Source organism: uncultured Fibrobacter sp. (assembly GCF_947166265.1).
Lineage (GTDB): Bacteria > Fibrobacterota > Fibrobacteria > Fibrobacterales > Fibrobacteraceae > Fibrobacter.
The window spans coordinates 1-18,793 of record NZ_CAMVDO010000018.1 but is presented as its reverse complement, the minus strand read 5'-3'; the positions used below and the strand labels follow the sequence as shown (position 1 = coordinate 18,793).

Annotated in this window: 12 protein-coding genes; 9 read left to right on the top strand and 3 right to left on the bottom strand. The window is 50.4% G+C overall.

Going from position 1 to position 18,793, the window contains the following annotated elements:
• Positions 1-101 precede the first annotated feature (101 nt).
• Complete coding sequence (locus tag Q0W37_RS09940; protein WP_297701173.1) at positions 102-1,694, bottom strand: FISUMP domain-containing protein; 1,593 nt, start codon at positions 1,692-1,694, stop codon at positions 102-104.
• Positions 1,695-1,952: 258 nt separating this feature from the next.
• Between Q0W37_RS09940 and Q0W37_RS09935 the strand changes: the two genes are divergently transcribed.
• The 7 genes from Q0W37_RS09935 to Q0W37_RS09905 all read left to right on the top strand — a co-directional run bounded on the left by Q0W37_RS09935 (position 1,953) and on the right by Q0W37_RS09905 (position 14,085).
• Positions 1,953-3,605 (top strand): fibrobacter succinogenes major paralogous domain-containing protein, encoded by a 1,653-nt coding sequence (locus tag Q0W37_RS09935; RefSeq protein ID WP_297701171.1) that lies wholly within the window; start codon positions 1,953-1,955, stop codon positions 3,603-3,605.
• Positions 3,606-3,984: 379 nt separating this feature from the next.
• Complete coding sequence (locus tag Q0W37_RS09930) at positions 3,985-5,409, top strand: ATP-binding protein (protein ID WP_297701169.1); 1,425 nt, start codon at positions 3,985-3,987, stop codon at positions 5,407-5,409.
• A 178-nt stretch (positions 5,410-5,587) separates the two neighbouring features.
• Entirely contained in the window at positions 5,588-7,765 is a 2,178-nt protein-coding gene (locus tag Q0W37_RS09925; protein ID WP_297701167.1) for an FISUMP domain-containing protein, read from the top strand.
• Between the two features lie 85 nt (positions 7,766-7,850).
• Positions 7,851-8,558: an SMC-Scp complex subunit ScpB gene (scpB, locus tag Q0W37_RS09920; protein ID WP_072797100.1), complete on the top strand. Its 708-nt coding sequence runs from the start codon at positions 7,851-7,853 to the stop codon at positions 8,556-8,558.
• A complete protein-coding gene (mutS, locus tag Q0W37_RS09915; protein WP_297701165.1) occupies positions 8,558-11,170 on the top strand; it encodes a DNA mismatch repair protein MutS in 2,613 nt (870 codons plus the stop codon). Before scpB ends, mutS begins: the two co-directional genes overlap by 1 nt.
• 153 nt (positions 11,171-11,323) lie before the next feature.
• Complete coding sequence (locus tag Q0W37_RS09910) at positions 11,324-11,827, top strand: hypothetical protein (RefSeq protein WP_297701164.1); 504 nt, start codon at positions 11,324-11,326, stop codon at positions 11,825-11,827.
• 47 nt (positions 11,828-11,874) lie between these two features.
• Positions 11,875-14,085, top strand: coding sequence for a hypothetical protein (locus Q0W37_RS09905; protein ID WP_297701162.1), 2,211 nt, complete (start codon positions 11,875-11,877; stop codon positions 14,083-14,085).
• A 3-nt stretch (positions 14,086-14,088) separates the two neighbouring features.
• Here the strand turns inward: Q0W37_RS09905 and Q0W37_RS09900 are convergent, their stop codons facing one another.
• Both Q0W37_RS09900 and Q0W37_RS09895 read right to left on the bottom strand, forming a co-directional pair.
• Complete coding sequence (locus Q0W37_RS09900) at positions 14,089-14,595, bottom strand: RidA family protein (RefSeq protein ID WP_297701160.1); 507 nt, start codon at positions 14,593-14,595, stop codon at positions 14,089-14,091.
• A gap of 140 nt (positions 14,596-14,735) precedes the next feature.
• Entirely contained in the window at positions 14,736-17,588 is a 2,853-nt protein-coding gene (locus Q0W37_RS09895; protein WP_297701158.1) for a glycoside hydrolase family 2 protein, read from the bottom strand.
• A gap of 222 nt (positions 17,589-17,810) precedes the next feature.
• On the opposite strand from Q0W37_RS09895, the gene rplU reads away from it, so the two are divergent.
• Positions 17,811-18,296 (top strand): 50S ribosomal protein L21, encoded by a 486-nt coding sequence (gene rplU / locus Q0W37_RS09890; protein WP_072978219.1) that lies wholly within the window; start codon positions 17,811-17,813, stop codon positions 18,294-18,296.
• A 3-nt stretch (positions 18,297-18,299) separates the two neighbouring features.
• Positions 18,300-18,560 carry a 50S ribosomal protein L27 gene (gene rpmA, locus Q0W37_RS09885; protein WP_297701156.1) on the top strand — a complete coding sequence of 87 codons (261 nt, stop codon included), beginning with the start codon at positions 18,300-18,302 and terminating at the stop codon, positions 18,558-18,560.
• The last annotated feature ends 233 nt before the right edge of the window (positions 18,561-18,793 follow it).

The following is an 18,793-nucleotide window of genomic DNA, read 5'->3' as shown; positions in this document are numbered from 1 at the left end:
ACTCCTTATATATGAAGACAGCCCCGCGCATTGCGCGGGGTTTTATTGTCGCCTAACCATGCGTTTCGCACATGGCGTTTCGGCACGGTTGCGGTTCGCCCCTACTCGGGAACCCGTTCGTCCCTCAGGCAACGGAGCGGAATAAACCAGTATTTTTCGGTACTGCGAAAATCCGCAATGCCGTCTTTGTCATAGACAAAGCCCAGGCTGCCTCCATTCAAGTTGTCGTTCCAGGAAGACCAAAAGGCGCTCAAAGGCCCTATCTTGCTTGCGTATGGTTGCCGTTCATAATACGTCATGATGGGAAGGGCGTCAAATGAATATTTCAAGGTGCCCGGCCTTGGCTTCCCACCTTCAAACCAATAGTCCGCCGACTTGAGATTCAGCGCAGCCGTCTTAAATCCCCCCGCGTTCACAATCAGCGTGTCGAAATCGGTATTGCTAGGAACGTGCCACCCTTGCGGGCAAAGTCCCTGGTGCATCAGCGTATCATCGAAAACCTTTTCCGCGTAAGAGGAGGGAATGTCCATGGCTGCCGTCCATCGGTAAAGCCTTCCAAAGTCCTCGCAGTACTGTGGATCGTCATTAAAGCAACGGCTCTGCTCCATGTCATCTGCATAACCGCCCGTTGTCACATACTTCAGGTTCTCCGCCATCCATACCTGCGAACCGATTACCGTCGTCCTGTAAACACGATTGTCGCGCAGGTCCGTCAACGTGTTCTCCAGACTGTCATACACGCTCCCTTGCTGCGGCCCCGCACTTTTTCCTTCGTCAAAGTCGCGGTCCTGTACGCAACGGACTGAAGCCTTTCCGCTTCTATAATACGAGCTCATCTGATCAGAGACCATTCCGGTCTTGTCAAGATGAAAACCATATCCGCCAGAACCGCCATTGGGAACGGTTGCCCAAAATATCGTTTCTGTCGTCGGGCCGCCCAGCCACGTGTCTTCTCCATATTTCACGTACCTGTCATTCTCGTTTGCCCACCCTGCGTATGCCGCCGAAAAGCCCGAGACGTTTGTCGGCTTGTCTTCGTCGGGTTCTTCGGGCCATGCACCCACGGCACTTGACTTGAGCGCCGATCCGACATGTTCCTTGCCGACTTCGGCTTCTACGGCTTTTACGAGAAGCACATATTCGATAACGGTCGGGATGTGCCATCCTTCGGGACAAATTCCCCGATGGTTTTCGTGCGCAATCAGTTTTAGCGCGTCAAACTCAAAGCTTTCCGATATGTGGGTCGAGTCCAGGCCAAGAGCCTCTGGCCACTGGTAAAGTCGCCCTATTCCATAATCACTCGGAATGCTGCGCTCAGATACGTAATTCAGGTTCTGGGCCATCCAGGTTAGGCGACCAATCTTCACGGTTCTATAGGTTTGATTGTCACGGGAATCCACTAGCACTCCGTACGAGATGTTCGGATTCAGTAGCCCGTCGGGATCGACAAGCCGTGAACTCGATGATTCCTGCGCCGTTCCGTTTCTGTAGGACGAACTGGAAATCCGTTTTCCCGTTTCCGCTTCAGAATTCTCAAAATTACTGGAAGATGAACCAACATGTTTTTGCGAAGAACTCGAATCACGCTCGATGGTCTCGGTTTCGCTTGGCTGAGGGGATGTTGAGCCGTCGCCACCGCAGGCAGCGAGCAATGCCGCAGACAGAATAGCCAAAATACTGAAAAAAGCGCTCATAGTTTTTCCTTGGCTCTTAAAATGCCTCGATAAGATTTATTTTCTAAATATACTTTTATTTATGCGGATTCGCGCGTTGTATTTAAAGAAATCCGTACATGCTCCAAGAAAATTCTCCATATGTCGCGGCGTGAGACATATAGAAATTTTTCGGCCCGACGCGGCATAAAAAGTTCGTTTTTCTGCGCATTGAAGGCTTGCAATGCATGGGGGTGCTTTATTATTTTTAGGGCGGAAAAGATAACAACGGGTTTCGCTATGAAAAATCCATTCTCTAAAAAGTTTACTGTCTGCGCCCTTGCGGGGATGCTCGGTTCTGCGTTTATCGGTTGCGGGGACGACGGGTCGTCTTCGCCGAGCGCAAAGGGACTCCCCGCCGAAGTGGCTGACAAGGCGGAACTCGAAACATACGAGTGCAGCATGGATGTCATCGGCGAGAAGGTCTATGTGACCGAACTCGAAGAGAACTACGAATGCGACGGCGAAAAGTGGTTCAAGTCCTACGACCAGACAAAGCCGAGTTCGACAGAGTCATCGAGCAGCAAGAAGTCCGACGACTCCAGCGACTCCAAGGCTGCCGACAAGGAAGGTTCTTCGGACGACGACAAGGGCGAGGCTACGTCGAGCAGTTCCGCCAAGTCCAGCAGTTCGCGGCCGACCGAAATCCTTGAACCCGAAATCACCGTGAACGAGACCTGCACCGAGGTGGGAGTCTGTGACGCCATGGTCAAGACCGACATCAGCACATGGCACTTTGTGCGCAAGGATGGCTTTGACAGGGACATGGAATACATCTATTTCGTGGAAGGCACGCAGCTTATGGTCAAGACGATCGATTACAAGGGGGTCGAAGACATCGACACGCTGAAAGTCTATAGCGACATGACCAATGAAATCAGTCAGGAATACGCCTTCAACGCTGCAAAGTCCACCTGCAAGAACGGCGGCGGGAACGACAACAAAGTAAAGAGTTGCGTAAAAGATACGGTAAAGGCGTTGCCAGAATGCAATGCGAGTAGGGAAGGATTTATCGGAAAGAAGGATTCTTCGTCCTATGTTGTCTGTAAAAATGGTTCGTGGGAAAAGGCCAAGGAAATTGACATGGATACTTATGGCAAAACGTGCACCAACGCAGAAGTGGGGACGAGAACAAATGGCGTTGTGACCGAAACTAACAAGTATTATTGCACGGCAAATGGTTGGGTCTCTCTAATGAGTTGGAACTGGGATGTGCCAAAGGAAGCCTACTTTAATCCGGATATTACTTACGGCTCCATGACCGATGAACGCGACGGCAAGGTTTACAGGACGGTGCAGATAGGTGACCAGATATGGATGGCGGAGAACCTGAACTACGCTGACAGCGTCAAGACACCGAGTCTGTTGGAACGCAGTTGGTGCTACGACAATAAAACCGAGAACTGCGACGTGGCGGGTCGCCTTTACACCTGGGCGGCGGCAATAGATTACGTTGCACTCTGTGATAATGGCAATGGTGTGAATTGTGGTGATGGCGTGCCTACTAAAAAAGTGCGGGGCATTTGTCCTTCAGGCTGGCACTTGCCTAGATATGCAGGTGATGATGATGAATTCTATATCTTGTATATTGCAGCGGGCGAAAAAACGGCAGGCAAGGCTCTCAAGTCGCAGATAGGATGGGAATATTATAGTAATGAATATATCGGCACCGACACCTTCGGTTTTTCAGGGATTCCTGCTGGTTACAGGACCAGCTCCGGCAATTTCACCGCTGCCGGACATTTTGCTTATTTCCATACTACCGCGGGTTCAACTGACGGTTTGAGTTTTACCCATCCTGAGTATTTGTATTATGGATCCGATGGAATGGGCATGGAAAGGCTTAACACGAGTGCCGCCTACTCCGTCCGCTGCATCAAGGACTCCGATTAACCCGCCGGCGGATTTTCAATTTCACATTCCACACCCCACACTTCACATTTCACACTAGAATCGCGTTAGGCCTCCAGCCACTTGCAGTTTTACTGCTTAGTGGCTATGGTCCCCTTTAGGGGAGGGCGTCGCACCGCCGTGCGGTGGCGAGACTTGCCGTGGGCCCTGTAGAGCGGCAAGGCTCGATGAGCCGAGCGGGCTCGGCGAGCAGCACCCGACCCGGCCCCCCTTCGGCAGGCTCAGGGACCGGGCCGGGGAACGCCCAATAGTGGGCTAAACTTGTTGGTTTTTGTGAACTTTAGCCCGATAATGTGCTATTTGTGGGCTGAAAGTTGGATTTTGTGTTGACTTTAGCCCGGTAATAATGTATTTTAACGGTATGGATATCATTGGTAGAAACAAGGAAATCAAGGAACTGAACGATATCTACGGGTCTGGCAAGCCGGAGTTCATCGCCCTGTACGGCCGACGTAGGGTCGGCAAGACGTATCTGATAGACCAAAAATACGGCAATGAATTTTCTTTCAAGGTGACAGGAATTCTGGAAGGTTCTTTGCACGAGCAGATGGCCGCTTTTGTGCTCGCCTTGCGCGAGATCGGCTATCAGGGGTCTATGCCATCCACGTGGCTTGATGCGTTTTCTAGGCTTCAGGAACTTTTGAATTTTAAACTCAAAAAGGGAAAGCGCAGCATTATCTTTATCGATGAACTCCCTTGTTTTGACACGCACAAATCTGGCTTCATAAAAGCGTTGGGGCATTTTTGGAACAACTGGTGTTCCGTCCATCCCGAAGTCTTGCTGATTGTCTGCGGCAGCGCCACGACATGGATGATAAGGAACCTTATCGACTCGCATGGGGGCTTGCACAATCGCATTACGCATGAATTCCACATCCGTCCGTTCACCTTGTCCGAGACGGAAAAATATCTCAAAGCCAAGGGAATCCTGTGGGACAGGCTTTCCATTTTGCAAATCTACATGGCGTTGGGCGGCATCCCTTACTATCTGGATTTACTGCAAGCCCGCGAAAGTTGTGCGCAGGGCATTGATAGGCTGTTTTTTTCGCCAGATGCTAAATTGCGGAACGAATTCAAGCGCCTTTTCAGTTCTCTCTTTAGAAATCCCGAAGGGCATGTTTCCATTATAAACGCCCTTTGCAAAAAGAAATCGGGACTGACCCGCGAAGAGATTGCAAATGAGTTGGGCGTTCAGAATAACGGGCACTTGAGCAAAATTCTTGACGACCTGGTTCAATGCGATTTCGTGCGTTATTACCGGACACGGGGGGACAAGATAAAGAAAAACGGCGGCATCTACCAACTGGTGGATTTTTTCGTGATGTTTCAAAACCAGTTCGTCGGCCGGACGACCGACCCCCATTTCTGGAGCCACCACCTGAATACGCCTCCCGTAAATAACTGGATGGGGCTTGCCTTTGAGCGGGTTTGCTATTCACACATTGAACAGGTCAAGGTTGCTCTTGGAATAGATAAAATCGCGACGGAATATTATTGCTGGCGGCATCAGGAAGATGGGAGCGGGGTGCAGGTCGATTTGATTATCGAACGCGCCGACAGGGTGTTCAATGTTTGCGAAATCAAATACTGCGACCACGAATACTCCTTACAAAAGGGGGAAGATTTGAAGGTTAGGAACAGGGTCGGGATGTTCAAGGAACTGGTTGCCAAACGACGAACCGTGATGCCGACGCTTATAACGACCTTTGGGCTAAAGGACAATTCATACGCTTCGGCCATTCCCGTTACGGTCTGCCTAGACGAACTGTTCGTTGACCGGCCATAGGGATAGTTGACGACGTTGACATCCTATCAAAAATCTCCTATATGTCTCAGGTTGAGTCATATAGAAAATTTCTGATAGAAAATCTTGAAAAAAGTTGTTTTTCCGTGCGCTGAAGGCTTGCGATGCACGGGGGTGCTTTGTTATTTTTAGGGCGGAAAAGATAACAACGGGTTTCGCTATGAAAAATCCATTCTCTAAAAAGTTTACTGTCTGCGCCCTTGCGGGGATGCTCGGTTCTGCGTTTATCGGTTGCGGGGACGACGGGTCGTCTTCGCCGAGCGCAAAGGGACTCCCCGCCGAAGTGGCTGACAAGGCGGAACTCGAAACATACGAGTGCAGCATGGATGTCATCGGCGAGAAGGTCTATGTGACCGAACTCGAAGAGAACTACGAATGCGACGGCGAAAAGTGGTTCAAGTCCTACGACCAGACAAAGCCGAGTTCTACAAAGTCGTCAAGCAGCAAGAATCCCGACGGGTCCAGCGACTCCAAGACTGCCGACAAGGAAGGTTTGTCGAGTAGCGCTACCGGCGGGGCAGCCTCAAATCACGATACCGTTGATGTAAAAATCGTTTCTTCGGGGACTTACGACTGTTCAAAATACAAATGTGTCACAACGGAATTCCTTAATCAGGATTTGTTAAAATCTGGCAAATATGGCGAATTTTTGGATGAAAGGGATGGAAAAGTCTACAAAACAATTGTCATTGGTGTCGGGGAACGAACTCAGACCTGGATGGCGCAAAATATGAATTTTAGCGATTCGGTTGTGAAATCTCACTGCTATGATAAGTTGGAAACGAATTGCGAAAAATATGGTGCCCTATATATTTATGAAAATGCAAAAGGAGCATGTCCTGCCGGTTGGCATTTACCTTCGTCGGGTGAATACGAAATTTTAAGCGAAAACGCGGGGGGACATAATGGTCTGAAATCTCAATACGAATGGGAAGAATCTCAATTAGACCGGTTTGGCTTTTCGGCATTACCTGCAGGTTTTTATAAAGAGTCTGCATACAAAGATAATGGTGATGAAACTCGGCTTTGGACATCATCTCTCCATCCGAAACGAGATCATTGGGTTCAACAGTGTGATACATACCGCTTGTCAGATGTTGATATGTGGAGTGGCATTCAATCGTGGTTCGTTGATGAGAGTTATTCAGTCCGTTGTATTAAGGATGTTTCTGAAAAGAATCCCGCCGATACAATTGTTATAAAGGGGTATGAAGGTTCGTATGGAACTTTGAAGGATGAACGAGACGGAAAAGAATATAAAACCGTTAAGATTGGACCTCGTGAATGGATGGCTGAAAATCTTGATTACGACACTTTGAATGCATCCAGTACTTCGTACGGAGGAAAATATTATACAGCGAATCAAGCCCGTGCTGTGTGCCCCCAGGGATGGCATCTGCCCTATATGAGCGAATGGGATTCGCTGGTAGCCTATGTGGATCGCAATAGGGAAAATATCTCGATTGCATCTGCGCTAAAATCAACAGACGGATGGAATTACCATCCTGATATTGAACCGGGTAGGGATGTCTTTGGATTTTCGGGAACTCCTTCTGGATATATTTCAGGAACATTTCGTAGTGGCGAGTTAAATGGAAACGGAACTTCGGGTTGGTTCTGGGCTAGGGATATTTTAGGCAGCAGAGATGCACAGTATATATTTGAGTTAGAAGATGCCGATTCTGAGTATGAGGGATTTGTTGACTATGCAACGCAGATTCCTGTTCGCTGTATAAAAAATTTGCATTCTGATTATGAATATGGAACATTGATTGATGCTAGGGACGGAAAGAAGTATAATACGACCAAAATCGGTGACCAAAATTGGATGGCCGAAAATTTAGATTACGCTTATCTAGAATCAAATGAAGAAAAAGATTCATTGAGTTTTTGTCTTCAAAATGAACCTGATAGCTGTGCAAAGTATGGTCGCCTTTATGCATACGAGACTATTATGGATAGTAGTGTCCGTTTATGTCCCTCCGGTTGGCATATCCCGAACTATACTGAATGGAATCAGCTCTTTTCGTATATAAAAGATGAAATCCCTCAGCAGGCTATATTTTGTCCTAATGGGCTTATGTTACGTTCTGAAAATGGTTGGAAAGCAGATGAAAATGGATTGAATTTCTATGGTTTTTCGATTCTTCCTTCGGGGTATCTATCGCAAGATTACTATATAAATGGAGTTGCGTACCTAGCTTATGCATCGGACTCGAAATATAAAGCGGGGTATTTGAATTTTAATTATAACGCAAGCCGATTCCTGTACGAATTCCCGACTGCTACAAGCAGAAATTTTGCCGCTTATGGAATTAGATGTGTTCAGGATGAATAGAATTTTGACCCGGACTCGCCTAAAAGAGTGAAATCCTTGGTGGGCGCTTTACTTGCCTCTGTGAAATTTTTTATTTTGCGGGTGTATGGAAGAAAATCAGAATTTGGACGATTTGGCCGAAGAATCGGCGGAACTCCCGAAAGTCGAGAGCCAAGAGGATTTGGCCCGCATTATCCAGGCGCTCGTGTTTGCGTCTCCTGATATTGTGACGCTCAAGAAACTGCGTGAAATTCTGGGCGACTTTTTGGATGCGCGCTTGGTGTCCGATGCTTTGATTGCGGCGAACGATTCGCTGAACAAGATTAATTCCCCGTTCGAAATTGTGGAACAGGCGGGCGGTTACCGCTTTAGGACCCGCGCCAAGTACTACCCGTGGGTGCGCAAGCTGTTCCCCGAGGCAAATGCCCGCAGGCTCAGCCAGGCTGCGCTTGAAACCTTGGCGGTCATCGCTTACCAGCAGCCGATTACCAAGGCGGCGATTGAACAGGTGCGTGGCGTGTCGTCGGTGGATGGCCCGATTCGTAACTTGCTCGACAAGGGCTTCATTGCTCTCGGTTCCCGTGCCGATACGGTCGGAAACCCCTATACCTACGTGACGACGCAGGAATTCATGAAGTATTTCGGCATCAACCGCATTCCCGAAGACTTGCCGAGACTCCGCGAGTTCAGTGAACTTTTGGAAGCGGGCGCCTTGGTGCCGCAGTATGCGAAACCCGAATCGGTTAGCCCCGAAGAACCGGTGCAGCCCGAAGAAAATCCGGACCAGGTTGAATTGTCGATGGGAGATGCCTAATGGCTGTAACCCCGTTAATGCAGCAGTATTACGAGATTAAGAAACAGAATCCCGGCTGCATCTTGTTTTTTAGAATGGGCGACTTCTTCGAACTTTTCGAAGACGATGCTGTGGTTGCCTCGAAGATTTTAGGACTCACGCTCACGAGCCGCAACAACGGCGCCTCGGGTGCGACCCCTTTGTGCGGGTTCCCGCACCATGCCGCGGACCGCTACGTGCCCAAGATGGTGGCGGCGGGTTACCGCATCGCCATTTGCGAACAGGTAGAAGACCCGAAACTTGCAAAGGGTATCGTCAAGCGCGACATTGTAGAAATCATCAGTGCCGGCACCGCAATGGACGAGTCGAACCTGAATGCGAAAGAGGCGAATTACCTTTGCGCGTTCATTCCCGAAAAGGACTCGGTCTCGTTTGCGATTGCCGACGTGACGACCGGCTATCTGGCTGCCTGCAAGAGCTCGGTGCAGGCTTTTGAATGTGAATTCTGCCGCCGCATGCCGAAAGAAGTCGTGGTGCCCGAAGGAACCGTAATTCCTAGCGGCGTGATGGACTTGATTCGTTCCGAAAACATTCTGGTGACGGAACTTCCGGCATTCCTGTTCGGCGAAGATTCCGCGAAGGATGTGCTGTTTACGCACTTTAAGGTCGAGGCTTTGGACGGTCTCGGTCTCGATGGGCGAGTGGTCGAAACCCAGGTGACGGGAGCGCTTCTCCAGTACCTGATGGACCAGAAGAAGTCCGAACTTTCGCATTTTACGACGCTCGAGATTCTGAATCTTGACGATTACATGACGCTTGATCCGAGTACGCTGCGTAACCTGGAACTGGTGCGTCCGTTGAATGCTGACGATATCAGCAGTACGCTTTGCTATGTGCTCGACTTTACGGTGACCGCGATGGGCGGGCGCAATCTGAAGGAGTGGGTGAGCCACCCGCTGATTTCGGTGGAACGCATCAAGGAACGTGAAGACGCAGTCGAGGAACTGGTGAATAATCCGGTCGCGCTTGACGAACTGAAGGAATCGCTGACTTCGATTCTCGATATGGAACGCCTGATGGGCCGTGTGGGTTCTGGCCGCGCGAATGCCCGCGACTTGGCGGGCATGGGCCGTTCGCTTTCGCAGGCGTCCAAGGTGGCTGATGTACTAGAAGGTTTGAATTCGCCGATTTTTGAACCGATGCGAGCGGCCCTCATTGCCGCCCGTGGCCGTGGCGAAGAGCTCCTTTCGCAATTTAACGACGACTTGCCGCTGACCGTTCGTGAGGGCGGCATGATTCGCGCGGGCGCTAACGCGGAACTCGATGCCATGAACGAAGACATCAAGGAACGCCGCGAATGGATAGCCTCTTTGGAAGTTCGTGAACGTGAACGCTTGGGAATTCCGAGCCTTAAGGTTGGCTACAACCGCGTTTTCGGTTACTATATCGAAATTACCAAGGCGCAGATGGCGAAGGCGACCGCTCCGATTCCCGACGAATACATCCGCAAGCAGACGACGGTGAACGGCGAACGCTACATTACGCCCGAGATGAAGGAATGCGAATCCATCATCAGCAACGCCGAAGTCAACATTCACGCGCTGGAATACAAGATTTTCTGCGAACTCCGCGAACGCGTGAACAGCTGGCGCGCCGAACTGCAAGAAATCGCGAATGCGATTGCGCACGTGGATACGCTTTACAGCTTTGCCCGCGCCGCCCGCAAGTACAATTACGTTTGCCCCGAAGTCTTCGAAGGCTCGGGTATCGAAATCAAGGGTGGTTTCCATCCGGTGATTGTCGCGGTCAATTCGGACCTGGACTTTATCCCGAACGATGTGAACCTTTCGCCCGAAGCGACTCGCTTGATGCTCATTACGGGCCCGAACATGGCCGGTAAATCGACTTACCTGCGCCAGACGGGACTCATTGTGCTTATGGCGCAAATCGGCTGCTTTGTACCGGCGGAAAGTGCCCGCATCGGCGTGGTGGACCGCATCTTTACCCGCGTGGGTGCCAGCGACCGCCTGAGCCGCGGCCTTTCGACGTTCATGGTCGAAATGATCGAAACGGCGAACATCTTGCGCAATGCGACGTCCCACAGCCTGGTGCTCCTCGACGAAATCGGTCGCGGAACCAGCACCTTTGATGGCCTCTCGATTGCGTGGGCGATTGTAGAAACGCTGCACGATGAACCCGCCCGTGCCGCCATCACGCTGTTTGCAACGCACTACCACGAGCTCACGGGCCTTGTGGAAAGCCTTGAACACGCCGGAAACTTCCAGGTGGGCGTTCAAGAAAAGGGCGATAAGCTCATCTTCTTGCACAAGATTCTCGAAGGTGCTTGCGATTCCAGCTACGGTATTCACGTGGCCGAAATGGCGGGCCTCCCGAACAACGTGCTGCGCCGCGCCCGCAAGATTCTTTTGCGCCTCGAAAAACAGAAGATTGACCCGAGCGATGGTGCCACCCACAAGAAGCTTATGGAAAAGCCGCAGGTCGACCTGTTCGCTCCTCCTGACGAATCTACGCAGCTCCTGAAGGAAGAAATCCGTCGCCTGAAACCCGAAGAAATGACTCCGATTCAGGCGCTCCAATGCCTGATGGACCTGAAGGAACACTACGGAAAATAGGTCGGTGCTCCGCACCTCTGAGCAGTGAGGTCGCGGCGGGTCGTCGCTTTGAGCTATGAGATGTTTGCCATGAAATGTTTTTTATATCTTATTACAAGAAGCCTCGAAGGTCACCGTAGGTGACCGCGCTCATACCTCATTGCTCATACCTCTATGATCGACTTTGCCGCTTTACAAGAGTTTGTCTATAGCAACCGAATCGTGGATTCGACGATTCATGGGCTTGCTCATTGGCGGCAGGTGGAATTCAACGGCTTGCTCCTCGCGCCCATTACGGGTGCCGACGTGACAGTTGTGCGACTGTTCGCTCTCTTTCACGATTGCAAGCGCGAAGATGACGGCTACGATGGTGAACATGGCGAGCGCAGCGCGGCTTTTGCCAAGGAATGTTTCGAAAAGGGACTCCTCGATATTACGCAGGAACAGTTCGACCAACTGTATCACGCCTGCTTTTACCACACCAAGGAACATCAGACCGATGATCCGACCATCAACACCTGCTACGACGCCGACCGCCTAGACCTCGGTCGCGTGGGCATGCATCTGGACCCGAAAAAGATGGCGACAATGCCGGGTGCAAGAATCGCCCACAAGTCCTTGCAGGCGAATGTCGATGTTTACGCGATGCGCGAATGGCTGAAGACGGTTTGTCTGTAATTTTTTAAATTTATAATAAAAGTTTTGTTGGGAATAGGAGTTCTGATATGAAACGACATATCTTATTGTTCTTGATGTTCATTCTGATGAACGCTTCGCTTGCCATGGCGGAGTGGACTGGCGATACGCTGGAACCCAAGCTAGAGGGGGGCTGCTATCAGATTGGTTCGCCCGAAGAACTTGTGTGGGTCGGTCCTCATGTGGGGCCACATTCATCGTTTCACTGCGTTAAACTTGTTGCAGACATTGTATTTGGCAAGGACAAGAAAACGGTAAATAGGGAACACCCTTTGAAAGCGATTGAGACCGCTTACGCTAATCTTGATTTTAACGGCTATACTGTCTATGGCGCATATACGGAAGATGATAATTTGTTAGTTTGTTCGTATGGTAGCGCCAAAGATATAAGTTTCAAAAATTTTGAAATGAATGTAAAGAGCCGTTATTTCTCAGCCGTATCCCCGGTTATGATAAGAGACTCGTCGGAGGGTAATGTAATTACGGAGGGCGTTATCAAGGTTTCTGGGGATACCGTTAATGTCAGGGTTGAAGCGGGAAGCTTTATAGATGGAGTCTTGGAAAATAGAACCCCCATTATTGTGGAAAGTCCTTTTATAGAAAGGCTTTGGATAAGAGGAACCAGTAGCTTTGAAACGTTGGGAATAGACAGTTCTCTTGTTCATGAAGCTGTTAATTATGCCGATATCACGGTTAAAGCGGATTCGGCTTATTCAATAACTGTTGGAGGGGTATGCAGGGAGAATTCTTATAATGGCTTGAGGGATTTTTGTATACTGAATTCCCATTTGTATAAACTTTCGAATTATGGAAATATAAACATTGATGTTAAGAATATTCGTGAAGTAATCGCTTCTGGTGTTGGCTTCGTTGTCTTTGCTTCGGATACTTTGTCAGAAATAGATATCTTGCCTGAAATCTATAATGAGGGTAATATCTTTATAAACGCTGACTCATTAGAAGATTTTGATGTGGGCGGAATATCTAGTTCTATTGTAGATTATGCGAGTGATGATATTAAAAAATTTTCCAAAGCTCTGAATCGAGGAAATATTACTGTTTTGGCGAATTATGCGGATGATGATGGCTCTGTTGGTGGATGTTCTGCTCATTGCGGAAATTCAGAAAATCTAGTAAACGAAGGAAATGTCGAATTTCGAATAAAAAAACAGGTCTCGGGGGGACGTCATGACATTGGAGGTGTGTGTGGGACGGGAGGTTCAGTGAAGAATGTTGTAAATTTTGGAAAAGTCCATGTCTCGTATGATGAGGTTTGGCGTACTGATTATGTCTCAGTAACACCACCTTCAGTGATTGGTGGTCTTGTTGCAGCGATTTATGATAAAATAGAACGTTCTGTCAATTTTGGAACGGTTGATGTCGAAGGAGGGACTCATGTTGGCGGTGCAGTTGGTCTGCTTGATAAGGCTGATGCTTCGCAGGTTATGAATTTTGGTGCTGTGACGGCTAAACATTGCTCTTATATAGGGGGCGTTGCCGCGGCTCTGGATGGTTCGTGTATGATGAGAGAAGGAAAATGCTTGCGTGATCCGCAATACTTGAATGATTTGGCTAATTTTGCAGATGTCGTTTCGTATGATTCCCTTGAAAAAAGTGTAGGTGGAATTTTGGGCGAGTCTTATGAGGATATCCACAATTCCTACAATGCGGGGAGAGCGTTTAGAATCGTCAGTGCGGACTCTACGAATTTGGGTCATCCGCTTTCATATGTAACTACGGGTAGAGGCCCTTCTAATATAAATTTCTATAACACCTTCTATGATTGGAACGTTTTCTATGGAACGAAAACTCAGCCAGAATGGATTTGGTATGAAAAAAAAGCCCGCACAACATCTCAAATGCAGTCGAAAGATTTCGTAAAGGAATTGAACTATGTCGATTCGACAAATACGAATTCGAAGGTGTGGACTTTAAGCAAGTTGTATCCGTATCCGATTATTGCCGATATGGAAGGGATTCTCAAGGAAAATCAGGAGCGTTTGCCAATTATCCCGGTGCGTAAGAATAAATCTGTTGCTTCGTTTGGCTTGAACGCAGAAGGGATGAACCTCCTTGTTTCGGGGGCTCGCGTCGGAACTCCGTATGCGGTGTTTAGCCTGCTGGGAAAATCGATCGCCCGTGGCAGGATTTCCAGCCAAAATCAAAAGATTCCCGTTGCAAGCACGGGAACCTATATCGTTAAAGTGGGAAAATCTTCACGTTCGATTGTCGTGAAGTAGTCGCTATCCTTCGATCCAGCCGTAGCGGCCGGTGAACTTGGCTTCGGCCTTGATGACCTGGAAGGTGCAGCTGATTTCGATGGCGACATTTTTCGGCAAGTTCGAAACGCCTACTGCGGTTCGGGCGTGCTTTCCGTTTTCGCCGAAAATCTTGACGGCAAGTTCGCTTGCTCCGTTTAAAACGGCAGGCTGTTCGTGGAAGCCTTCGGCAGACTGCACAAAGCCCTGCATCTGTACGAGTCGGAGCGTTTCGTCATCTTGCAGCTGGGTAAGAGCTGCCGCGACGTTGTTCATGAGGCAGATGGCAGCCCCTTCGGCCGCCTTTTCTACAGAAACTTCGTTAGGAACCGTACCGCAAAAAGCCGAAAAATCCCCATTGACAGACGGGAGCTGTCCCGAGACGAAAATGACATCGCCACAGCGGGTGGCAGGGACGTATGCCGCGAGCGGTGTCGGGCATTGGGGGAGCGTAAGCCCCAGTTCTTCAACTTTCTTGACGATTTGTTCCATACAATTCTCCTTATGGTTCTTCTCCTGTGTTACTAATATACAAATATTATTTGAAAAAAGGTCAGCCTATTTGAATATTATTTTATATAAAAAAGCGCGGTTGCCCGCGCTTGATGATATTCGTTTCGTTTTCGGCTCGATTAGAGCAATCCGACGATCGTTGCAAACAGCTTGTCGGCGAGGGCGTTCGTTTCGAGGCCTTCGAAGACGTTGAACTGGTTGAACATGATCTTTCCGTTACCGAACGGGTAGAGCTGCAAGTCGGAACCGACCTTGACGTCTCCGTCCTTCAGGGTGACGGAGCGTGCAAATACGGTTGCACCCGGCAGTTCGTTCAAGGAAATGCTCGGCATGACGGCTGCGGCATTGTGGTCGAGGACGGCCGCCTCTCCAAAGACGGAGGCGAGCGCAGAACCCTTGGGCAGGTAGTGCAGGCTGAGTTCGTTTGCACCCGTGCTCCAGTGCGATTCGATGTTGCAGTCGAATTGGTGGCTCTGGTTCAGGTAGTCGATATCGTCCTGGGTGAGGTCGGAGAGAAGCAAGGTCTTTCCGCCATTCTTCACTACGTCCACGAGCTTGTCCAGAATTTCGTCGGGCCAGGAGCTGAGGTTTGCGGTAAAGATGACCTGTTCCGGTCCCGAAAGAGCGGCGAGGGCGTCGCTCGATTCTTCGCTGTCGTCCAGAGAGCAGACCTTCTTCATGGCGGCCTTCACGTCGGCCTGGGCGATTACGATCAGGTCTTCGACAGAAGAGTGGATTTCCTTGCCGTCGTTCTTGAGCGTCACCTTGAGCTGGTACTTGCCTTCGTTGCGGGGAGCCATCGTGGTGTAGATGCCCATCTGCGTAAGGCTTGTCTTACCGGCCTGTTCTTCGGGGGTCACGGTGTCGCAAGAAATTTCCTTGCCCTTTTCGTCGATGATGCGTACCTCGACGGCGACATCTTCGTAGCGGCTGTTGTTCAGGAGCGTGAGCTGGAAGCTGATTTCGCTCTGCGGGGCGACTACGTGTTCCAGTTCGCTGATAAGGGCACGGCTCGGGGTCGTGATTTCCTGGATGAATTCGTCAAAACCCTTGCTGACGCGGTTTTCGTCGCAAAGCCCGCAGAACTCGGTGTTGTAGTCGGCCCACTGGTCCAGGAAGAAACCCGCGATTTGCGGATTGCTCTGAAGGGCGGTAATCTGGTCGAGCTTGCTCTTGAGGGCGATGCGGTTTGCATCGGCGATAAAGCTCTTGTAATCTTTCCAGACGGACATGTCGCTTTCGACGAAGGTCTCGATCTGCTTGATGTAGGTCTTGATGTTCTTTTGAACCTTGGCGCTGCGCGGACCTGTGATGTTGGTTGCGGTCGCGGGCAACAGCGTGTGGTTTTTCAGCGTCACGAGCATCTTGTTGTTGATGTCGTTTGCCACGTTTTCTTCTTCGTCCTGGAAGTGGCTGTCGCCAAGACCCGTATCGGGTACGGACAGCGGTTCTTCGGCATCGCGGTCGAAGCTGTGGGCGAGGTAGTGGCTATAGGCTGCGTTCGGCGTCATACGCGGGTTCATGCGGAGCGTGGCGTATGTCGAAATCTTGTCGATCGAAACCGGCAGAAGCTTGCCGGTATCCTTGCGGAAGTTGCCTTCGTTGTCGAGGTAGATGCTGTTCAGGTTGCTGATGACCGGACGCGTCATGTCGACGGGGCTGATGGCGTTCAGGAGCTTGTTACCGTTCTGCAACAGGAGCGTTCCGTTTTCGGCGCCCATGACCCAGATGCCGATACAGGGGTGGTGGTGCTGTTCTTCGACGATGTCGTTGATCAGCTTTTTCACGATTTCAAGACCCTTCGGGGTAGACCTCATGGTATGGATCGGAAATTCTTGGAATACAATCAAGCCGAGCTTGTCGCAAATATCGAGGGCTGCTTCGGGAAGCGGGGCGCCGCAGCTGCGGATGGCGTTGAAACCAGCCTTCTTGACGGCGAGCAGGTCTTTTTCGAGCTTGGGATTGTTGATGGTCCAGAGGCCACCTTCGCTCCACTGCTGGTTGTAGGTGATGCCCTGGATTTTCAGGATCTGGTCGTTCAGGTAGTAGTCGCCCTTGAGGCAGTCGAACTTGCGGAAACCGAAGGTGCGGACCACGGGGAAAGCGTATTCGGGGCGCTTGATTTCCTTGCCGTCCTTTTCCTTACCGGCCTTGATTTCGAGCTGGAACTCGATGGCGTAAAGGTTCGGGTGTTCCAGGCTCCACTGGAACTTGTGGCGCTGCTGTTCCTTGACTTCGAACACAAAGCGCTGCGTCATGTTTTCCTTGTCGAGCTTGATGTTGTCCACGAAATGTTCGTAGACGTCTCCGTCGGGGTTCCTCATGAGAACGCGGAGTCTGGTCTGGTAGTTGCGTGGGTTGTTGAAACTGATTTCGCAGGCGACACGCTGGGTGTCGGCATCGGGTTCGAGCTTGACGTCGGAGATAAAGGCTGCGGTGCCGAGAATCAGGTCGACGTGTCCGAAAATGCCGCCGAACGGGTACTGGTTCCACGGAAGACCGACCGGAAGTTCACCGGGGTGGGCGTAGCGGTCGTCGGCGCCGTCGGCGCTTTCGCGGCCGAAGTCGATGCGGCCATTGGCGGCGCCCATGTTGGCGACGCGGACGCAAAGGATGTTTTCTTCGCCGAGCTTTAAGGCCTTTTGCGGTTCAATGATAAAGGGCGTGTAGGCACCGAAGTGGGTGCCCAGGAGCTTTCCGTTGAGCCAGACGGTTGCATGGGAGGCGATTCGCTCAAAACGCAGGAAAATGCGCTTGGCGACCTGTTTTTCGTCTTCGACGGTGAAACGCTTAAAATAGAAGGCGCAATCCTGCGACATCAGGAGCTTGTCGAAGGCCCTTTCCCAAATATGGGGAACCTGGACCGTTTCTGTGTCTTGGGGATTTGTGGCGTACCAACGAGTAGAAATACCGGCATCTTCAGTGTCCCACTTCATCTGCCAGTCGCCATCGAGGCTCATAATTTTGCTCATTCGAGTGTCCTTTATGAAATTTTGGGTGAAAAGATAGAAAAAGTGGTTAGTGGTTAGTGGTTAGTGGTTAGAAAAGCTCGCCAATTTGCGGAGCAGGCTGAGTCGGGGCTGAAACGAGGGGAAATTTCCCCTTTTTAGGCAAATATTTTGCATTTCCCTTTACAGGTCCTTGAATTTTTCTATATTTTGGGCCCCAATAGCAACCAAAAAAGGATTACAAAAATGTATTCTATTGTTGAAACAGGTGGTTTCCAGTATAAAGTCGAGCTGGGCAAGGCCTACAAGGTCCCCACTCTTGACGCCGCTGTTGGTTCCGAACTGGAGCTCAAGTCCGTTCTTCTTTTCGCAGGAAAAGAAGTGCAAATCGGCACCCCTGTCCTGAACGACGCCTCCGTGAAGGTCGAAGTGCTTGCTCACGGCAAGTATGACACCGTCATCGTTTACAAGAAGAAGCGCCGTACCCGTTACGAACGTCGTAACGGTCATCGTCAGGGCTATACCGAGGTGCTGGTTACGGAACTTCGCTCCGGCGCAGAATCCGCAAAGGTCGACTCCAAGGTTATCGAACGCAACCGCGCTCGCGTGGCTGCCCTCGCCAAGCAGAAGGTGCAGTCTGTGCCTCTGACTCGCAAGGAAAAGATTGCCCAGGGTCTCCCGAAGCCCGCCAAGGTCAAGAAGAACTCTCTGCGTAAGGCTAAGGAGGTATAATCCATGGCTCATAAGAAAGGTCAAGGTTCAGTACGTAACGGCCGCGACAGTAACGCCAAGTACCTTGGTGTTAAGAAGTATGCGGGCGAAACCGTCAAGGCTGGCAACATCATCGTTCGTCAGCGTGGTTCTCACTTCCACCAGGGCACCAACGTGGGCATGGGCAGGGATTTCACTCTGTTCTCCCTCGTCGATGGCAAGGTGAAGTTTGAACGCCTCGATGCAAAGCGTCAGAAGGTTTCTGTCTACCCGGAAGAAAACTAATCGGTTTTGAATCGTTTAGAGCCGACGGTACCACAAGTACCGCCGGTTTTTTGTTTGTTGATCACTATCGGACTTCGTTCTACAGATTAGTATTTACTATCTTTGGCGCGTCAGGGCCTATCATCCAGGTAGGTTCCTAGTCCGGCACGCAAAAGAGCCTGCCGATAAAGGATTATATAATGGCAAAGAAAGTTCAGGATGCCCTCAAGGACATCATCTCCCTCTGCAAGCGC

Excerpts from the sequence above, each read along its gene's own strand:
- Q0W37_RS09940 (WP_297701173.1), bottom strand. The coding sequence starts at position 1,694 with ATGAGCGCTTTTTTCAGTATTTTGGCTATTCTGTCTGCGGCATTGCTC.
- Q0W37_RS09935 (WP_297701171.1), top strand. The coding sequence starts at position 1,953 with ATGAAAAATCCATTCTCTAAAAAGTTTACTGTCTGCGCCCTTGCGGGG.
- Q0W37_RS09930 (WP_297701169.1), top strand. The coding sequence starts at position 3,985 with ATGGATATCATTGGTAGAAACAAGGAAATCAAGGAACTGAACGATATC.
- Q0W37_RS09925 (WP_297701167.1), top strand. The coding sequence starts at position 5,588 with ATGAAAAATCCATTCTCTAAAAAGTTTACTGTCTGCGCCCTTGCGGGG.
- scpB (WP_072797100.1), top strand. The coding sequence starts at position 7,851 with ATGGAAGAAAATCAGAATTTGGACGATTTGGCCGAAGAATCGGCGGAA.
- mutS (WP_297701165.1), top strand. The coding sequence starts at position 8,558 with ATGGCTGTAACCCCGTTAATGCAGCAGTATTACGAGATTAAGAAACAG.
- Q0W37_RS09910 (WP_297701164.1), top strand. The coding sequence starts at position 11,324 with ATGATCGACTTTGCCGCTTTACAAGAGTTTGTCTATAGCAACCGAATC.
- Q0W37_RS09905 (WP_297701162.1), top strand. The coding sequence starts at position 11,875 with ATGAAACGACATATCTTATTGTTCTTGATGTTCATTCTGATGAACGCT.
- Q0W37_RS09900 (WP_297701160.1), bottom strand. The coding sequence starts at position 14,595 with ATGGAACAAATCGTCAAGAAAGTTGAAGAACTGGGGCTTACGCTCCCC.
- Q0W37_RS09895 (WP_297701158.1), bottom strand. The coding sequence starts at position 17,588 with ATGAGCAAAATTATGAGCCTCGATGGCGACTGGCAGATGAAGTGGGAC.
- rplU (WP_072978219.1), top strand. The coding sequence starts at position 17,811 with ATGTATTCTATTGTTGAAACAGGTGGTTTCCAGTATAAAGTCGAGCTG.
- rpmA (WP_297701156.1), top strand. The coding sequence starts at position 18,300 with ATGGCTCATAAGAAAGGTCAAGGTTCAGTACGTAACGGCCGCGACAGT.